Source organism: Limnohabitans planktonicus II-D5, assembly GCF_001270065.2.
Taxonomy (GTDB): Bacteria; Pseudomonadota; Gammaproteobacteria; order Burkholderiales; family Burkholderiaceae_C; genus Limnohabitans_A; species Limnohabitans_A planktonicus.
Genome location: NZ_LFYT02000002.1, coordinates 1 through 17,454 on the forward strand (window position 1 = coordinate 1; position 17,454 = coordinate 17,454).

15 protein-coding genes are annotated in these 17,454 nt (G+C 55.0%); 12 read left to right on the plus strand and 3 right to left on the minus strand.

Features of this window, described 5'->3' with window-relative positions; translation table 11 throughout:
• Both H663_RS21925 and H663_RS21930 read left to right on the plus strand, forming a co-directional pair.
• Window positions 1–944, plus strand: a 944-nt coding sequence (locus tag H663_RS21925; RefSeq protein WP_116695784.1) for an ISL3 family transposase, incomplete at its 5' end; no start/stop codon positions are given.
• Window positions 945–1,311: 367 nt separating this feature from the next.
• Window positions 1,312–1,779: a DUF3237 domain-containing protein gene (locus H663_RS21930; protein ID WP_116695785.1), complete on the plus strand. Its 468-nt coding sequence runs from the start codon at window positions 1,312–1,314 to the stop codon at window positions 1,777–1,779.
• 495 nt (window positions 1,780–2,274) lie between these two features.
• Here the strand turns inward: H663_RS21930 and H663_RS21935 are convergent, their stop codons facing one another.
• Window positions 2,275–3,174 (minus strand): DNA-binding protein, encoded by a 900-nt coding sequence (locus tag H663_RS21935; RefSeq protein WP_053176218.1) that lies wholly within the window; start codon window positions 3,172–3,174, stop codon window positions 2,275–2,277.
• Window positions 3,175–3,298: 124 nt separating this feature from the next.
• On the opposite strand from H663_RS21935, the gene H663_RS21940 reads away from it, so the two are divergent.
• Window positions 3,299–4,372: a tyrosine-type recombinase/integrase gene (locus tag H663_RS21940; RefSeq protein WP_053176986.1), complete on the plus strand. Its 1,074-nt coding sequence runs from the start codon at window positions 3,299–3,301 to the stop codon at window positions 4,370–4,372.
• A gap of 50 nt (window positions 4,373–4,422) precedes the next feature.
• The gene (locus H663_RS21945) at window positions 4,423–4,740 is read left to right on the plus strand and encodes a YnfA family protein (protein ID WP_053176984.1); all 318 of its coding nucleotides are present in this window, start codon (window positions 4,423–4,425) and stop codon (window positions 4,738–4,740) included.
• Between the two features lie 106 nt (window positions 4,741–4,846).
• Here the strand turns inward: H663_RS21945 and cadR are convergent, their stop codons facing one another.
• On the minus strand, window positions 4,847–5,296 hold the full coding sequence (gene cadR / locus H663_RS21950) for a Cd(II)/Pb(II)-responsive transcriptional regulator (protein ID WP_053176982.1): 450 nt from the start codon (window positions 5,294–5,296) through the stop codon (window positions 4,847–4,849).
• A gap of 203 nt (window positions 5,297–5,499) precedes the next feature.
• Here cadR and H663_RS21955 point away from each other — a divergent pair, with 203 nt between their 5' ends.
• The 8 genes from H663_RS21955 (at window position 5,500) to H663_RS21990 (ending at window position 15,375) form a co-directional block, all read left to right on the plus strand.
• Window positions 5,500–7,632, plus strand: a complete 2,133-nt coding sequence (locus H663_RS21955; protein ID WP_240620303.1) for a heavy metal translocating P-type ATPase — start codon at window positions 5,500–5,502, stop codon at window positions 7,630–7,632.
• A gap of 103 nt (window positions 7,633–7,735) precedes the next feature.
• Complete coding sequence (gene czcI / locus H663_RS21960; RefSeq protein WP_053176215.1) at window positions 7,736–8,089, plus strand: cation efflux protein, CzcI family; 354 nt, start codon at window positions 7,736–7,738, stop codon at window positions 8,087–8,089.
• Window positions 8,090–8,241: 152 nt separating this feature from the next.
• Window positions 8,242–9,522: a TolC family protein gene (locus H663_RS21965; protein ID WP_053176214.1), complete on the plus strand. Its 1,281-nt coding sequence runs from the start codon at window positions 8,242–8,244 to the stop codon at window positions 9,520–9,522.
• 32 nt (window positions 9,523–9,554) lie between these two features.
• Window positions 9,555–10,091 (plus strand): hypothetical protein, encoded by a 537-nt coding sequence (locus tag H663_RS21970; protein WP_053176212.1) that lies wholly within the window; start codon window positions 9,555–9,557, stop codon window positions 10,089–10,091.
• Window positions 10,092–10,102: 11 nt separating this feature from the next.
• A complete protein-coding gene (locus H663_RS21975; protein WP_089957655.1) occupies window positions 10,103–11,233 on the plus strand; it encodes an efflux RND transporter periplasmic adaptor subunit in 1,131 nt (376 codons plus the stop codon).
• 12 nt (window positions 11,234–11,245) lie between these two features.
• A complete protein-coding gene (locus H663_RS21980) occupies window positions 11,246–14,365 on the plus strand; it encodes an efflux RND transporter permease subunit (protein ID WP_053176211.1) in 3,120 nt (1,039 codons plus the stop codon).
• A gap of 49 nt (window positions 14,366–14,414) precedes the next feature.
• Window positions 14,415–14,789, plus strand: a complete 375-nt coding sequence (locus H663_RS21985; protein ID WP_053176209.1) for a hypothetical protein — start codon at window positions 14,415–14,417, stop codon at window positions 14,787–14,789.
• A 58-nt stretch (window positions 14,790–14,847) separates the two neighbouring features.
• Window positions 14,848–15,375, plus strand: coding sequence for a hypothetical protein (locus tag H663_RS21990; RefSeq protein ID WP_133239944.1), 528 nt, complete (start codon window positions 14,848–14,850; stop codon window positions 15,373–15,375).
• Window positions 15,376–15,598: 223 nt separating this feature from the next.
• Here the strand turns inward: H663_RS21990 and H663_RS41230 are convergent, their stop codons facing one another.
• On the minus strand, window positions 15,599–17,452 hold the full coding sequence (locus H663_RS41230; RefSeq protein WP_133239945.1) for a hypothetical protein: 1,854 nt from the start codon (window positions 17,450–17,452) through the stop codon (window positions 15,599–15,601).
• Window positions 17,453–17,454 lie beyond the last annotated feature (2 nt).

Here is a 17,454-nt window from a genome sequence, read left to right on the forward strand (position 1 = left end):
CACTGCTGCGCTGCACCGACAAACAGCTGTGGCGGCGCATTGAACACTACGTGGATGAGGCCCGCTCACTCGACGATATGTCGGCGGTGCGCGTCATCGGCATCGATGAGACCAGCTTGCGCAAGGGTCAAGATTACATCACCGTGGTGCATGACCTTGACAAGAAGCGCCTACTGTTTGCCTGTGAAGGAAGAGACCATCAAACGGTCGTCAACTTTGCGCAAGACCTTCAAGCGCACGGGGGCGAACCAGGGAAAGTCGCGCACGTTTGTCAGGACATGAGCGCAGCCTACGCCAAAGGGGTTGCGCAAGCCTTGACGCAAGCGCAAATCAGTTATGACCGGTTTCATGTGGTGGCGATGGCCAATGAGGCCATGGACGAGGTGCGACGCCACGAGACAAGCACCCAGCCCCAAGCGATCAAGGCTGCATTGGGTGACAACGACCGCAAATTACTCAAGAGTCTGACCTGGGGCATGCGCCGCAATCCTGATGGCTGGAGCGTCAATCAGACCAACGCGATGCACTGGCTGCAGCATTCGACCTTGAGGAGTGCCCGCGCGTGGCGGCTGAAGATGGCGCTGCGTACGGTTTATGCCAATGCGGCCAGGCACAACAACGCGACACAAGCCAAGTCTGAATTGAAGGCGTGGCTGAGTTGGGCCACGCGCTGTCGTCTGGCACCCTTTAAGAAGTTGGCCCGCACGTTAAAGCAGCGCTTGGTCGGTGTGGTGCGCGGCATGCTGGACAACCGCAGCAATGCTTATGTGGAGGCCATGAATGGTTTGCTCCAACAGGCTAAACGCGCCGCGCGTGGCTTTAGAACTGCAAGAAACTTTATCGCCATTGCGTATTTGCGGATGTCCAAGCTCAAGCATTTGCCAAGCAACCCGCTGGAGCGGGCTGTGCCCAAGAGCAACGTGTTAATCCACCGCTGCCTTTGATGTCAAGTTCCACACTAAACGGCATAGAGCCATGTCGGGGTCTTCGACCGCCGACCTACAACAGCTTTGAGCATTGATCTCGTCGGCACTCGCACAATCCGACATGATGGGTTTTCAGCGCAGGCCCATACAAGATCTTTGAACATTGATCTCGTAGGTCGGTACACGAAGAGTCCGACATTGTTGGATTCAGCACAGGCCCCATGTCGGGGTCTGCGACCGCCGACCTACAGCATTATTTTTGAGCATTGAATACTTCACTGGGCCGAATGAATAAGTCCCCGAGATGTACACATGCCGAGCGCGAAATGCCCCAACTGTCCAAAGCAGGACAGTTGCTTTGGATGTTTGGCCATAACCTTGACTCATGCTGAATTTACCCACGCCTGAACTGAATTTTTTCGCCGATTTGTCGGTCCGAGTCGACAAGCCGCTTGAGGTCGGACAGGCCTTGCATGGCATGCGGCGGGTGATCCCGATTTTGGGCGGTGAAGTGCAAGGGCAGGGCTGGAGTGCACGCGTTTTGCCAGGCGGTGCTGACTTTCAATTGATCCTGAACCCGCGCATGGCCGAGCTGGATGCGCGCTATGTGATCGAGACCGATGGCGGCGATTTGATTTTTGTGCAAAACCGGGCCGTGCGCACGGCTACGCCCGAAGTCATGGCCAAGCTGGTGCGCGGCGAACCCGTTGAGCCGGAATCGGTGTATTTCAGATGCAGCCCAAGTTTCGAAACAGCGTCCAACGCCTTGAGTTGGATCAACGAGCGCTTGTTTGTGGGCACCGGTGCGCGTCACCCTGACCGTGTGGTCATGCGATTTTTCGAAGTGGCCTGAATGCCTGATCGCAGGATTGCCATTCATCGCAGTCAAAGAAACATGCCAACGTCCTCGTTATTGATTCGGCCCTGTGAAGTTTTCAATGCGCAAAGCTGTTGTAGGTCGGCGGTCGAAGACCCTGACATGGGCCTGTGCCGAAACCAATAACGTCGGACTCTGCGAGTGCCGACCTACGAGATGACATATCTCACGCATTTCAAACTTCAGCGTGCCGGATCAATAGGACAGCGTCTCGCTTTTTCTTCTTTGTTTTTTGAACCTGCGTGATTTCGTTTAGACGCCCGATTGATCATCTTAATGACTTAACATAATATGCATCGTACGAAGTTTTAAAGACATCAAGTAGGGGTAAAACCCCAGACCTACCGGTCACACAAGTAAAGTTGACGCTACTTTCCAAGTAAAGTTATAGCTACTCACATATTCCAAGTAAAGTTAACGCTATCAAGGACTGGTGATTTGGCAAGACCAAAACGTTGATGTGCGTAACTTCTATCCGATTACGCTTCGTACGGCTTTGTTCTTTGCTGCAGATTTGAGTTTTTTGGGTTGCATGTCGTTGATGCGTGCAAGATAACCTGATGCGCGCTCTGATAGCTGCGTGTTTTGCATCCTCAGCTCGTGCAGTTGCTTGGTCAAATTTCCTGCCACTTCCAGAGCCTCACTTTGATGTCGTATCTGCTTCTTTTTTTCAATCTCCACCTCTGCCTGTAATTTTTTTACTTGTTGGCGCTCGCGATCAATCTCCGCCATCAGTCTTCGTTCTGAAGACACAAACTGTGCCTGAAGCGCTTGGATTTCAGCGCTGTGAGACCGCAGTTGCGCATCGTGACGGCGACGCTCCTCATTGCCTTCGGCAACTTGCTGTTGAAGCGCCAGACGCGATGATGTGAGTTCCTCATCCTTCTTGTTCACAAGCATTTGAAGCTTATGCGCTTGACCTTGTGTTTCGGCATGCTTCAGTTCAAGCGCATCAAGGGCTTGCTTTAATTCTGATGCCTTCTGCGTGAACGCTCCACGCTCAGCTTCAATTTCAGCAAGCACCGTCGTCATTTGCTGTTCTTGCTGACTTGCTGTGTTCGCGAAATCTGCTTTTGATGCTTCAAAAGTACTGTGAGCCTCCTGCAAAGCGCTTTTCCAGAGGGTTTTCATGGCTACTTGCACAGTAGCTGGCAATTCGCTTGTTTTATCGGATTCACCCGTTGGTCCTCTCAAACGCTCTCCCAATGAAGAAAACCAGACCTCCAGCATCGGGCCCACGGTGTTGGGCGATCCACGGCCCAATTTCATGCGAACACGTTCAATGGTCGGTTTGAGTTGCTCACTGAGCAATTCGTCGGCTGCGCCGTTGACATCGGTTTGCTGAACACCCCTTGGACTATTAACTTGCATCGCCCTGCTCCTTGCTGTAAATTTACCGACGATAAGAGATATTTATCGTGATTTAAAGGATAAAAAGATAAATAATCTTACATGCTATGTAAGATTTCTTCAAAGAAATAAGCCGCCCATGAACTTGCGCCTGCCCACGCTCAAAAATACACCCGCCCTGGAGCCAGAGGCTCTGAGCGAAGTCACCCAACGCGCCGTCGAAGATCTGCTGCGCGAAGGTGAATCAAAAAACACCCTCATCAGCTACCGCAGCGCCTTGCGCTACTGGGCCGCATGGTTTGGTGCACGCTACGGCCGACAAATACAGCTGCCCGTGCCCACCGCCTGTGTGCTCCAGTTTGTCGTCGACCACGCGGATCGAACCACCGACAAAGGCCTGGCGCACGAGCTGCCCATCGAGATCGATCAAGCCCTGGTGAAATCCGGCTTCAAAGGCAAACTCGGCGCACTCGCACACAACACCCTGATTCACCGAATTGCGGTCCTGTCCAAAGCCCACCAAATTGGCGAGTTCAAAAACCCTTGCCACGACCCCAAAGTGCGCGAGCTTCTCTCCCGCACCCGCAAGGCCTACGCCAAGCGGGGTGCCCTCCCCCGCAAAAAAGACGCCCTCACCAAAGAGCCTCTTCAAGCCATCTTGCAAACGTGCGATGACTCAGTCATCGGCATCCGCGATAGAGCACTGATCTTGTTCGCCTGGTCCAGTGGCGGGCGCAGGAGATCCGAGGTGGCCAGCGCAGACATGCAGTTTTTAAAACGCACCGGCCCCGATGCCTATCTCTACAACTTGGCGTTCTCCAAAACGAACCAAGCCGGCGCAGAACGCGCTGAAAACCACAAACCCATTTTCGGGCTCGCAGCGCAAGCCCTCTCGGCATGGCTCACCGTCAGCCACATCACCAGCGGGGCGATTTTCCGAAGAGTGCGCAAAGGCGGTCACATCGCTGAAGCGCTCTCCCCTGCCGCTGTCAAAGATATCGTTAAAAAGCGATGCTTGTTGGCAGGCATTGACGGCAACTATGCCGCCCACTCCCTGCGCTCAGGGTTCGTGACAGAGGCAGGCTTGCAAAACGTTCCCCTCGCTCAGGCCATGGCCATGACGGGGCACCACAGCGTCTCCACCGTGTTGGGTTATTTCCGCATCACACAAGCGGCTGAGGTGACAGACCTTATGAGAGATGCGCGCCCCAACACTTGAAGCTCAACTGGGGTATGAACTTGTATGGAAAATCAGGCACAGGAGATCAAATGAAGACCATCACGCTCTATTTCGCAACCGCAATCGCTGAAATCGTGGGGTGCTACCTGCCCTGGCTCTGGCTCAAGCAAAACGGATCTCCATGGTTGCTGATACCCGCCGGAGTCAGTCTGGCGGCCTTCGCGTGGCTACTGACACTGCACGAAGCTGCCACCGGACGCGTCTACGCTGCTTACGGGGGTGTCTACATCTTTGCAGCTATTCTTTGGCTATGGGCCGTCGACGGCATCCGACCATCGAATTGGGATGTCGCGGGTGTTGCCGTGGCCCTGCTGGGTATGAGCATCATTGCCTTTCAACCGCGCTAGGAACAGATCCTCAATTTGGAGAATGCTTTGAAAAAAGCGCCTTGCTTGCGGATCTCGGAACAGTGTTTACGGGCGCTCAAAGGGACTCGTACTCCTTTGACGCAAATCAGTGCGCCCCATGCACATGGCGCGCGCCTCGCTTGCCCACCGGCCCCACTTCCTTAGAGGCCTGAGCAATTCCGGAAAGCACACCGCACTCACTGACAGAGCCGTTTCCGGCACAACCGGTTCGCAACTCAACAAGTTGCCTTTGCAAGACCTTCAGCTCTCTGATTCGAACCGCCACATGCTTGATGTGCTCATCAACCAAGGCGTTGATGTCAGAACAGTCCTGTGGGGGGGAATCTTTCATGCGCAACAGCGCTCGAATCTCATCCAGGGCCATGTCCAAGCTTCGGCAGTACCGAATGAACGAAAGTCGTTCAACGTGCTCCGGTCCATAGACGCGGTAGTTGCCTTCTGTTCGCCCCGGCTGTGGCAACAAGGCCTCACGCTCGTAGTAGCGAATCGTCTCCACCTGTGTATCGGTGGCCTTGGCGAGCTCTCCAATCCTCATGGTGTCCTCCATCAGCGGTTGACCATATTTTAGGCGCTTGACTCTAAAGTGGCTACAGGGTTTCTAATCGCTGTAACGAGGAAGAAATCATGAGTACAAGTACATCTTGCGAAGGCGCAAAGCCACAGGTCCGCCCGACTGAGAACGGATGTTCAGCCGCTTCCTGCGTACCCTTGGTGCAATCTGAGCAGGACGTGGCGCATATGAACACAGACCAGTCACAGAAAAGGTTCCGTATCTCCAACATGGACTGCGCCTCAGAGGAGTCCGAGATTCGGCGCGCTGTGGATGGCATCCCGGAAATTGAAGCCTTGCGATTCGATCTGGGGGCAAGCGTACTGACCATTTCTGCGAGCCAAGCTGCATTGCCAAACGCACTACAGGCGATTCGAAAGGCAGGGTTTAAGCCTGAGCCCATCGACGAAGCCGACAAAAAACCTTCCGGTACAACTAATGCGTCTGCGACGTTTTGGGACATGTGGGGAAAGCTTCTGGCGGCGCTCGGCTTGGCATTGGCAGCAGAGGCGATCGCGTACGCCTTCCCTGCGACGACCTGGATCAAAGCCCTGGGCATGGCCATCGCTTTGGGTGCCATCGTCCTTTCAGGCTTCGGCGTCTACGGAAAAGGCCTGGCTGCGCTGCGGCAAGGACGATTGAACATCAACGCCCTCATGGCAGTAGCCGTCACAGGCGCCTTCTTGATCGGCCAGTGGCCTGAGGCCGCCATGGTGATGGCGCTCTATGCCATTGCAGAGGCCATCGAAGCGCGGGCGGTCGACCGCGCTCGAGGTGCCATCAAAAGCCTTCTTGCCTTGTCACCAGAGCAAGCCGAGGTACGCCAGGAGGACGGCGGCTGGCTTCGGATTGACGTCAAGTCTGTTGCATTGAACTCGGTGGTACGTATCTCTCCGGGTGAGCGTGTTCCGCTTGATGGCACCGTGCTGGCGGGTCAGAGCGCGGTGGATCAATCGCCTTTGACAGGCGAGAGCCTGCCCGTGGACAAAGGACCTGGTGATGAGGTGTTTGCCGGAACCATCAACCAGGCCTCTGCTTTGGAAATCCGGGTCACATCGCCCGCCTCAGACAGCACGCTCAGCCGGATCATCAAAGCCGTCGAGGAAGCGCAGGCCTCTCGCGCACCAACGCAGCGTTTTGTTGACCAGTTCGCCGCCGTCTACACACCTGCGGTCTTTGCCCTTGCGGTGCTGGTTGCCGTCCTGATGCCCTGGGTGGCCGGGATCACGTGGCTCGAAGCGGTCTACAAGGCTTTGGTCCTGCTTGTGATTGCATGCCCTTGCGCCTTGGTCATCTCCACACCCGTCACGGTGGTGAGTGGTCTGGCCGCAGGGGCACGGCGGGGTATCTTGATCAAGGGAGGCGTTTACCTGGAGGAAGCCCGAAAGATCAAAGCCGTCGCTTTGGACAAAACCGGCACCATCACCGAAGGGAAGCCCAAATTGGTGGCGTTCGAGCCCATCGCGCCCGACGAGCCTGAGCAAGGGGTAGAACTGCTCGCAAAGAGCCTGGCTGCGCGTTCAGACCACCCGGTCTCGAAAGCGATTGCTCAAGGCCTAGCGGTACAAGCCCAAGAAGTCGAAGCATTTGAAGCTGTCGCAGGTCGTGGCGTCCAGGGGGTGATCGATGGCCACCCCTACATCCTGGCCAATCACCGCTGGATCGAAGAGCGCGGCCAGTGTTCTGCGCCATTGGAAGCACGCCTCGCAGTTCATGAAGAGGCAGGACGAACTGTGACCATTTTGGCCAATCGGGACCGGGTAATCGCGCTCTTCGCTGTAGCGGACACGATCAAACCGTCATCGATCGAGGCCATTTCCGAGATGAAGGCGCTGGGGGTCGTTCCCATCATGTTGACCGGTGATAACGCCGCAACGGCGCGCACCGTCGGACACTTGGCAGGCATTTCAGAAATCCGAGGCAACCTGCTGCCTGAGGACAAGCTCAAGGCGATTGAAGAGTTACAAGGAAGATACGGTGTGACGGCCATGACCGGTGACGGCATCAATGATGCCCCGGCACTTGCAAAGGCGAACATTGGCTTTGCGATGGGCGCTGCGGGCACTCACACGGCCATGGAAGCGGCCGACGTCGTCGTCATGAACGACGACCTGCGCCGCTTGCCCGAGACGATTCGCCTCTCCAAACGTACCCATGTCATTTTGTGGCAGAACATCACCCTGGCTCTGGGCATCAAGGCGGTATTCCTGCTCATGGCCATCTTTGATGACGCGTCTATGTGGATGGCGGTCTTTGCCGACATGGGCGCAAGCTTGTTGGTGGTTTTCAACGGGCTTCGGCTTCTCAAGGCAGTCAAGTGATGGCTCCTTGGCAGCTGTAAACCTCTTCCATTTCCTCAGGATTACTGAGGCCAACGCCTCGTCCCGTGATCAAGCAAGCCTGAAGCGACTAAAATATCAACTTATGAAAAAGTTCTTGGCAATTTTCTTGCTGGTTCTGTTGCCCTTGCAATACAGCTGGGCAGCAATGGCAAGCTATTGCGAGCACGAAACCAGTGCGACTGCCAAGCACCCTGGTCACCACACACATGACCATGCGGCAATTGACCAGCAAGATTCCAGCAAAAATGCACCTCAATCGGCGGGCATGGACCATGACTGTGCCACTTGTCATATGGGTTGTGCCGCTGCCCTGGTCAGCGATCTGAGCAAATCCACATTAGCGGCCTCTGACGATCACCCACTTCACCTTCAGGTCATTGCTTCGCATATGTCTAGTGAACGTCCTGAACGGCCTCAATGGCCCGTGCTTGCCTGATCGGCGAGCCTCGGGTTTCTTTACCTTTCCCTCTTTTCGAATCCCCTGTGTGCGGATGCACATGACGCTTTGCGCGTTGTGCGTCATCGCCTAGCGACGTGTTGTCGCTGCTCGCTGATCTCCTTGGATGTTTTCACCATTGGAGATGAGCTATGAGTTTGTACAAAAAAAGATCGGCACCGATTCGAATCGCGCTGTCGGTCATGACCCTGAGTGGCTTGGTGCTGACGGCCCAAGCACAAGGCACATCCGCCGCCGCGTTGAGTGGCTCGGTGTCCTTGAAAGATGTTTTCGAAACGGCGTGGCAAAGGCAACCCGAGGCGCACGCGCTTCAATCGCGTCGCGATGCCGCCCTGGCCCAGGCCAAAGCCGCGTCGATGCTGTCCCCCGAGCCGCCCTCGCTGGAGATAAGTCAGCGATCAGACCGGATGACAGGCAACAGCGGTGCGCGGGAAGCTGAGGTGGGTATCGCCGTTCCCATTTGGCTACCCGGGCAACGCACAGCCAGTGCCGATCTGGCGCAAGCTGAAATCTCGTTGGTTGAGCGCAAGCTGCTCGCCTCACAACTGCGGCTCGCTTCTTCCGTCAGGGATGCTTGGTGGGGCTGGTTGCGAGCTCGCGTCGATGCTGAACTGGCGAGCGAACAACTGGCCAATGCACAACGTATCGCCGCTGATGTAGCCAAACGGACCAACGCGGGTGATCTGGCAAAGTCCGACCAGCATCAAGCCGAAGGCGCTGTCGCTGCGGCCCAAGCGCATGCCGCCCAAGCTCAAGCTGCATCTGCCGCAGCCTTGGCACAAGTGATGGCGCTAACAGGCAGGACGGCACCGGCAGACTTGAAAGTCAACGCGGCGGTGGAGCCAACGCCAGATTCGACCCCACATACGGGTGCGTCAGTGGGGCATCCCTTGTTGGCTGAACTGGAGGATCGCATCACGATGGCCGAGCGGACGGCTCAGCTGATCAGCGCCCAGAGGCGATCCAACCCGGAACTCACGGTGGCCACCACGCGCGGCCGTGGGGCATTTGGAGAACGCTATGGCCAGACTGTGCTGATTGGCATTCGCGTGCCCTTGGGTGCAGGCCCTAGGCATGACGCCCGTCTTGCGACTGCACAAGCCGAAGCGATAGAAGTGCAGTCACAACTGGTCCTCGAGCAGGCGCGCATTCAAGCCGACAAACAAGGCGCTGCTGCTCGTCTGGAGGCCGCACGCACTCAACTTGATGCTGCGCAGCGACGAGCCCAGCTGGCCAACGAGTCCCGCAGCTTTTTTGACAAGTCGTTCAGGCTGGGCGAGTCGGATCTGCCCACCCGCTTGCGCATTGAAGCAGAGGCTGCAGAGGCCGCGAGACAAGCCGCTCGAAGCCGAATTGACCTGGCCTCCGCCATTTCGGCATTGCGGCAGTCCTTGGGCCTGCTGCCTCAGTGATGCTGACACCCCTCAAAAATTCAAGGAACATCATGAAGATCATTCATTCAACAGTCGCCACCTTTATGGCGCTGATATTCACATTACTCAGTCCTATGGCCATTGCCGGTGCGGGTCACGACCATGGAGAAGCTGCTCCACAAGCGCATGGGACAGCACTGCCGCGTTTCGTCGCGGTTTCAGAGGATCTGGAAATGGTTGGCATCGTCAATGGCAAGCAGCTGACGATTTTCCTGGACCGTTTTACAGACAACAGTCCGGTTAATGACGCTCAAATTGACATTGACATCGAAGGCCGCAAATACAAAGCTGAAAAACACGGCGTAGGTGAATACGAAGTCATCCTCAAGGACACGCTCAAACCTGGCGTCATTGCCATCACCGCAACCATTCAGGCCGGTGAACTGAACGACCTGCTGACTGGCGAACTCGATTTGCACGAGGACGAAGATGAACCTGTCAGTGGTTCTTCTTGGAAAGGCATCGCCCTGTGGATCGGCGGGGGGTTATTGGCCCTGATGGCATTAGGCGCGATCGTTCGCTTTCGTCAACAAGCTCGTACGGCCTAAGGAGCCTCAGCATGAAAACAATCAACACTTCAAAAAAACGCCACTGGATGGCACTGGCCACTGCTTTGACCCTTGCAGGTGCTGCGCTGCCTACGTACGCGGGCGAAGGCCATGACCACGGCGCTGCGCCTGCGACGGCCAATGCCAATGGTCCACAGCGCATGGCCGATGGCAGCGTGTTTCTGCCCAAACCAGCCCAACGCCAACTGAATGTGCGCACGATGGTGGTGGAAACCGCTGAGGTGCCACGCGCCTTTGAACTCAATGGTCAGGTACTGATGGACCCCAACGCTGGGGGCAAAGTCCAGCCCATCAACGCCGGACGCATAGAACCCGGCCCCAATGGCTTGCCCAACGCAGGGCAAACCGTCAAGAAGGGTCAGGTATTGGCCTACGTGGTCCCTGCGGTCGCCCCCCTGGAGCGGGCCAGCCAGTTGACTCAATTGGCCGAATTTCGCGCTGCCAAAGCGCTTGCTGAAAAGCGTTTGGCACGTTTGCGCGAGTTATCAGATACCGTACCGCGCAAGGAAGTGGAAGCCGCAGAGAGTGATGTGCTCAGCCTGACCGACCGCATGTCGGCCGTTGGTGGCGGCCTCAGCAGCAAAGAAGCACTGGTCGCGCCCGTTTCTGGCGTGATTGCCTCGGCGCATGTCGTGGCAGGCCAAGTGGTGGACACGCGGGAATTGATTTTTGAAATTGTCGACCCGAAGCGGCTGCGCATTGAAGCCTTGGCTTTTGATATCTCAGTGGCCAACAACATCGGCGGTGCCACATTGGCTGTCGGCGACCAGCGCACGCCACTGGTTTTCATGGGTGCAGCGCGCAGTTTGCGCGAGCAAGCGCTGCCGCTGAACTTCCAAGTGCAAAGCCCGGAACTACTAGGTCTGGCCGTTGGACAGCCCGTCAAAGTCTATGTGCAGTCCAAGCAAAAGACACAGGGTATTGCGGTCCCCCAGTCGGCACTGATGAAAAACGCTGCTAATCAGAACGTTGTGTGGGTCAAGTCTGCAGCTGAGCAGTTTGAACCCCGCACGGTGACGTTCGAGCCCCTGGATGGAGCGCGTGTCACGGTGATCTCGGGCTTGAAGTCTGGCGATCGTGTGGCGACCCAAGGTGCCACGCTCATCAATCAAGTCCGGTAAAGGGGTCACGATATGTTCAAGTGGCTTCTCGAAAATAGCCTGACCAACCGGCTTCTGGTGTTGATAGCGGGTGCCGTATTGATGGCTTACGGGGCATTCACATTGTCTCGAACGCCAGTCGATGTCTTTCCCGACCTCAACAAACCTACTGTGACGATCATGACCGAGGCGGGTGGCATGGCGCCCGAAGAGGTCGAGCAACTGATTACCTTTCCTCTGGAGACGGCCATGAATGGCTTGCCTGGGGTCGAATCGGTTCGTTCTACTTCCTCTGCTGGCCTGTCCTTTTTGTATGTCACCTTCAACTGGGACACAGAGATTTTTCGGGCACGCCAACTGGTGTCTGAACGTCTCTCGTCCATGGAAGAAGGTTTGGCTGCCGGGGTGATACCCCGCATGGGACCGATCAGCTCCATCATGGGTGAGATCATGCAGATCGCTATTCCTGTCGATCCGCAGAAAATCTCCCCTATGGCGGTGCGTGAGTACGCCGACTGGGTGCTCCGGCCGCGACTCTTGTCCATACCGGGTGTCGCACAGATCATTCCCATTGGCGGCGAAGTGCGTCAGTTTCAGGTGCAGCCCAACACAGCGCGCCTGTCGGACTTGGGTATCTCCTTGGACCAGTTGGAGTCGGCGTTGCGCGGGTTTTCGGCCAACACCTCGGGGGGGTTTCTGGAACTCAACGGGCGCGAGTACCTGATTCGAAATCTTGGTCGCACTTCACGCCTGGAGGACTTGCGCAATCTGGCCATCACCGCCAAGAACGGTCAGCCCATCTTGTTGCGCCAGATCGCTGAGGTCACTTTTGCCGCAGCCATCAAACGTGGGGATGCCGGCTTTGAGGGCAAGCCCGCCGTGATTCTGGGCGTTCAAAAGCAACCCACCGCTGACACGACCCGTTTGACACAGTCGATTGAAGAAGCGATTACGGATCTCAAGGCATCCCTTCCTGAGGGGATGGAGGCACCCCGTGTGACCTTCCGCCAGGCCAGCTTCATTGAGGCGTCGATCTCGACGCTGCAAGGCAAGTTGATCGGTGCGTCGCTGTTTGTGGCCGCGATCCTTTTCTTCTTCTTGGGCACAGTTCGACCCACCATCATCGCGCTCACCGCCATCCCAGTGTCCATCTTCATCACGGCACTGGTGTTCAAGTATTTTGGCTTGTCGATCAACACCATGACGCTGGGGGGGCTGGCGATTGCCATTGGCGGACTGGTGGACGATGCCGTGGTGGATGTGGAAAACATCTTGCGGCGCATGAAAGAAGACCGTGCCAAGGACCCCAGTCAGCGCCTGTCGCTGCTCGCGCTCGTGGCCAAGGCGTCCATGGAAGTCCGCTCGGCGATCCTCTATGCGACGGTGATCATCGTGCTGGTCTTCCTGCCGCTTTTTGCTTTGCCGGGCCTGGAAGGCAAGTTGTTTGTGCCGCTGGGCATTGCCTTCATCATCTCGACACTGGCCTCTTTGTTGGTGTCGGTAACGATGACGCCGGTGCTGAGCTACTACCTCTTGCCGGGCATGAAAAACCTGGACCATGGCGACACCAAAGTGCTGGCATGGCTCAAGCAAGGCTACAAAGGCAGTTTGCAAAAAGTGCTGGACAAGCCACGCGTGGCGATAACCAGTGCATGTGTGGCGGTGGTGTTGGCTGCGGCGGCTGTTCCGTTTTTTCCGACCACCTTCTTGCCTCCTTTTAATGAAGGCACCTTGCTGGTGGGCATACGGCTGAACCCGGGCGTGACCTTGACCGAGTCCTCTGACCTGGCGCGCCAGGCCGAAGTGCTGGTCAAGCAGGTGCCCGAAGTGCTGCATGTGGGCAGGCGCAGCGGACGTGCTGAACTGGATGAGCATGCCGAAGGTGTTCATGTCAGCGAATTGGACGTGGGCATCAAACCCTCAGGCGAGTTGACGCGCTCAATGGATGAGGTCCGTGCCGACATCCGTGCACGCTTGGTCAACCTGCCTGCTTCGATTGAGGTGGGGCAACCCATCTCACACCGCATCGACCACATGCTGTCTGGGGTGCGCTCCCAAATCGCCATCAAGATTTTTGGCGAAGACCTGGACGTGCTGCGCGGGCAAGCCGATGCGCTGCGCTCACGGCTGTCAGGTATCGAGGGCATAGCTGACCTGCAAATCGAAAAACAAGTTCTTGCACCCCAGATCAAGGTACGGTTGGACTATGCGGCAGCGGCGCAATACGGCCTGTCTGGCGCGCAAGTGCTTGCCACACTGCAGACCCTGGTGGAAGGTGAACGTGTCACGCAAATCATGGAGGGAGGTCGCCGCTTTGCGTTGGTTGTGCGTTTACCAGAATCCGCACGATCGCTGGAAGGCTTGGGCCAGGTGTTGATCGAAACACCCTCGGGCAGAATTCCGCTGTCCAAAATCGCAACGATTGAAGACGCCGATGGTCCCAACCAAATCAGTCGGGACAACGGCAAGCGGCGTATCGTGATTTCTGCCAACGCTTCGGGCCGCCCATTGTCAGAAGTTGTGGCCGACATACGCAAAGTGACGGCGGATTCTCGATTGCCAGAGGGCTACTTCATCACCCTTGGAGGACAGTTTCAGGCGCAAGAAGAAGCCTCGCGCCTGATCTCTTTGCTCTCGGTGGTCTCTGTGGTGTTGATGTTTGTGGTGCTTTACAGCCGCTACAAGTCTGCCGTTTTGTCGGCCTTGATCATGGTGAACATTCCCTTGGCGCTCGTGGGTGCCGTGTTGGGTCTTTGGCTGTCAGGTCAGCCCTTGTCGGTGGCCGCCCTGGTCGGGTTCATCACGCTGGCGGGCATTTCGGTGCGCAACGGCATTTTGAAGGTCAGTCATTACATCAACCTGATGCGCTTTGAGGGAGAGTCCTTCACCAAGCCCATGATCTTGCGCGGTTCGATGGAACGTTTGAGCCCGGTGTTGATGACAGCCTTGGTGACTGCCTTCGCATTGGCACCCTTGCTCTTCGAGGCCGAACGCCCCGGCACCGAAATTTTGCACCCGGTCGCCGTGGTGATTTTCTCGGGCTTGATCAGCTCGACGCTGCTCGACACCTTTCTGACGCCTGCCATGTTTTGGCTCTTTGGCCGCAAACCTGCCGAGGCGCTTTTGCAAGACAAAGATGCTGAAGCATTCTGACCATTCATTCGTTTCTTCAACCTCAACCAAAACCTCAAAAGGACATCTCATGAAATTCCATACGCTCTTGATCACATCGTCGCTTTTTCTCAGCGGACTCGCATGGGCAGGGCCACACGATGCGGATCACAAACCCATGCAAGGTGGTGTTTTGACCACCGTCAAGGATGTTGACTACGAACTGGTCGCCAAACCTGATGTGCTGCAGTTGTTCGTGCGTGACCATGGCAAACCCGTTGACGTGAGTAAAACGACGGCAAAAGTCACACTGCTTTCTGGCGCTGACAAGCAAGAAGTTGAGTTGAAACCAACAGGCGACAAGCTTGAAGCCAAAGGTAGCTTCAAGGTAGCTCCTGGGACAAAGGTTGTTGCTCAATTCAGTTCAGCTGGGAAAACCACTTCTGCACGTTTTGTTCTGAAATGAGGCGTTTACAACTTACTTGTTTTTGCCACAAATGGTGGATCAATTTTGGGAAAATATTATGAAAACTTGGATTACTAAAACAATCGTCGTCTCAGCTTGCGTACTTGGAATCGCGGGCTGCGCTTCACCGGTTGATCGAATCGCTGAGAAGCCGCATTGCCATACGGATCGAGGAAGAAATGCTTACTGCACCAAAGATCCTGCACCCAGCATTGCCAAAGATGATGAAGCAAAGTTGTTTGCCTCAGTGCCTGAAGCTCTGACGGTTTACGTCGTGCGTTATTGGGGCGACGGACATCATCCGTTGGACATTTCTGTGGATGGTGGCGCAGCGATGGAGACTGTTCCAAACTCCATGATTCGCCTGCGATTAAAAGAGGGGACTCATCAAATCACCTTCAATGTTGGAGGCAAGACCTTTGATCGAACAATTTCAGGTACGAAGGGGGAAGTTCAGTTACTAGGGATTACGGGTACCGATTGGATCTGGGGCAACTCTTCACATTGGTGGACAGATGACTCAGTTGATCAACTCAAACGGCGCGCACTGCGTTCCCGTTTGATCAAAGACATCACTTTGCTTTGATGTTCTGGGGCCCCCGCCATGACTGTTTGTCATTGGCGGTGGGAGTGGCAGTGACGTTCATGGCGCAAACACTCAACACGCTTGGTTTCACAAACGCCTGCAATCAGCCTGAAGCTCAGGTTGATGCAATATCCTTATCGTCCGCTTATGGCCTCTACCTCACCCTCAAGGCAGTGATAGATGACCGGGTCTGAATTGGCCATATTTCAACGAAATCATTTCGCTATGAGACCAACCCATTCAACCGAAAGGCTTCGATACGACGATCTGATGCGCAAAATCCATGCCGATCAATTTCACGTTCACATAAATATTTATATTGATCAAAACTCCTACATACCGGACTCGAAATAGCCTTCAAAGGGTGAGCAAAATTATGCTCATCGTTGGAGAGCGAGAGGTTGTTCATCTTGCAAAATTGAGCAAATTGCAGGCGCATAAAACCGAACAGGTCGGATGTTCGGACTGAAAAGACTTGAATTTTGTAGTCAACCAACCGTAGGTAAAAGTACCCTCCTGAGTAGACCAGGATTGATTTAATTCGTCGTCTGGGAGCGATGGACACATGGTGGATTTTCCAACCATCACAGAGTTCAACACTTGGCGCTGTGTGCCAACCATCACGCTCGGACCAAGTCAAACAAAGACCTGACCCACACTTTTCTTTCATCGCTTGGGCAAGGTTGTCATGATCCAAAACTCTTTGTGATTTGCTTCGTCCGATTTTTCGTGTCAATGCCAATGGCTCATCCACATAGCTTGTGAACTCCAGACTTCGTGCAGTAGGCCGGGTCACTGTGATCTGGAAAAGGTTCAATTGACGAATGTCATCGGTTGACCAAGTGCATCGTCCCTGTCCGATCTTGTATTCAACAAATCGCTCTGCTTCTTTCCAAACTGCCAGGCAGTAAAGGCCAAAGACGTGACTTTGGACCCATGATGAATATTCGGTTTTTGATGCTCTCTGAAGGTACTGCTCAAATCCAACGGACGCCTCGCCCAAGAACTCTGAAAATTTGCATCTGTACCACCCTCCTTCTGGGGGGAATTTCTTACGCTCATCCCAACGCCTTATGTCCACCGTCGGCTCAACGGTTCTGGCCCAAATCAGCTCTATGAATGCCAGACGAGCTTGCCGGTTGGATCGCAGCAGTGCTGCAATCGCCTCTGGCGTTATGCACTTTCTGAATTGCCACACCCAATAATCAGATCGCGGAACCACGTGCCGACGCAAATACCGCGCTACAGATTTGTAGACATCTGTTGGTACAAAACTCATTCTCCAAAAATCAGTGTGACCACCCTGCTCGAATCCCAGCCGAGGTTTATTTGGTAGCTCTCGAAATTCAATACTCTTAGTTCTGTAGGCGTAACGGTAATTAGGTGTTTCATATTTGATCAATGCATTCGGATATGCGATAGCTTGGATTTCACACAATTCTTTGAGTCGAATGACCCATTCTTCCTCGTGCAAAGCATCAAATTTTCTGTTCATGTACGAGGCCACATAAATGGCGCTCAACGACGTCAACCAATCGGCAAGAGGCTTGAGTTTTTCGGTGTTGATCAAACGATGATCGTTTCCGTTCAAGCGCGCTGGATCGAAATACTTCAGGCTTGAACATTGGCAAGTATTTGGATAGGCAAGAGACATGGCATTAACACGCTCTCCATCGTTCTTCATGCACGAACATTCGACGTGCAGAGGCTCCTCGTGGATCGGGCACTGAGTAAGCAATTTCAGTGAAAAGAGCCTGGTGTGATATCCCAACTCCAAGCACTTTGGGCAGTAGCCGTTTTGGGGTGTGAACAAGAATTGCCAGCAGTATGGAATGAATCGATGATCACAAAATGAAAACAATTGAACTGGCTCACCCATCAGTCGAGCCAAAACCCGAAGATCAACATTTTGAACCGAACGGCTTTGACTCTGCGCACGTTTCGCCCTGGGTGAAAAATCTTCACTCAGTGGAAAGTCAGAAATTCTGAGTTTGTTCAAGTGGGCCAGTTTTCTTAAGGTCAGCCAAAGTGACGTGTAAGGCAACAGCGTGCCTGGCTTCCATGTCAGAGTTGTCATGC

Bases quoted from the DNA above. Each gene is read 5' to 3' on its own strand.
- H663_RS21945 (WP_053176984.1), top strand. From the start codon at position 4,423: ATGAAGACCATCACGCTCTATTTCGCAACCGCAATCGCTGAAATCGTG.
- cadR (WP_053176982.1), bottom strand. From the start codon at position 5,296: ATGAGGATTGGAGAGCTCGCCAAGGCCACCGATACACAGGTGGAGACG.
- H663_RS21970 (WP_053176212.1), top strand. From the start codon at position 9,555: ATGAAGATCATTCATTCAACAGTCGCCACCTTTATGGCGCTGATATTC.
- H663_RS21990 (WP_133239944.1), top strand. From the start codon at position 14,848: ATGAAAACTTGGATTACTAAAACAATCGTCGTCTCAGCTTGCGTACTT.
- H663_RS21985 (WP_053176209.1), top strand. From the start codon at position 14,415: ATGAAATTCCATACGCTCTTGATCACATCGTCGCTTTTTCTCAGCGGA.
- H663_RS21930 (WP_116695785.1), top strand. From the start codon at position 1,312: ATGCTGAATTTACCCACGCCTGAACTGAATTTTTTCGCCGATTTGTCG.
- H663_RS21955 (WP_240620303.1), top strand. From the start codon at position 5,500: ATGAACACAGACCAGTCACAGAAAAGGTTCCGTATCTCCAACATGGAC.
- czcI (WP_053176215.1), top strand. From the start codon at position 7,736: ATGAAAAAGTTCTTGGCAATTTTCTTGCTGGTTCTGTTGCCCTTGCAA.
- H663_RS21935 (WP_053176218.1), bottom strand. From the start codon at position 3,174: ATGCAAGTTAATAGTCCAAGGGGTGTTCAGCAAACCGATGTCAACGGC.
- H663_RS41230 (WP_133239945.1), bottom strand. From the start codon at position 17,452: ATGACAACTCTGACATGGAAGCCAGGCACGCTGTTGCCTTACACGTCA.
- H663_RS21965 (WP_053176214.1), top strand. From the start codon at position 8,242: ATGAGTTTGTACAAAAAAAGATCGGCACCGATTCGAATCGCGCTGTCG.
- H663_RS21980 (WP_053176211.1), top strand. From the start codon at position 11,246: ATGTTCAAGTGGCTTCTCGAAAATAGCCTGACCAACCGGCTTCTGGTG.
- H663_RS21975 (WP_089957655.1), top strand. From the start codon at position 10,103: ATGAAAACAATCAACACTTCAAAAAAACGCCACTGGATGGCACTGGCC.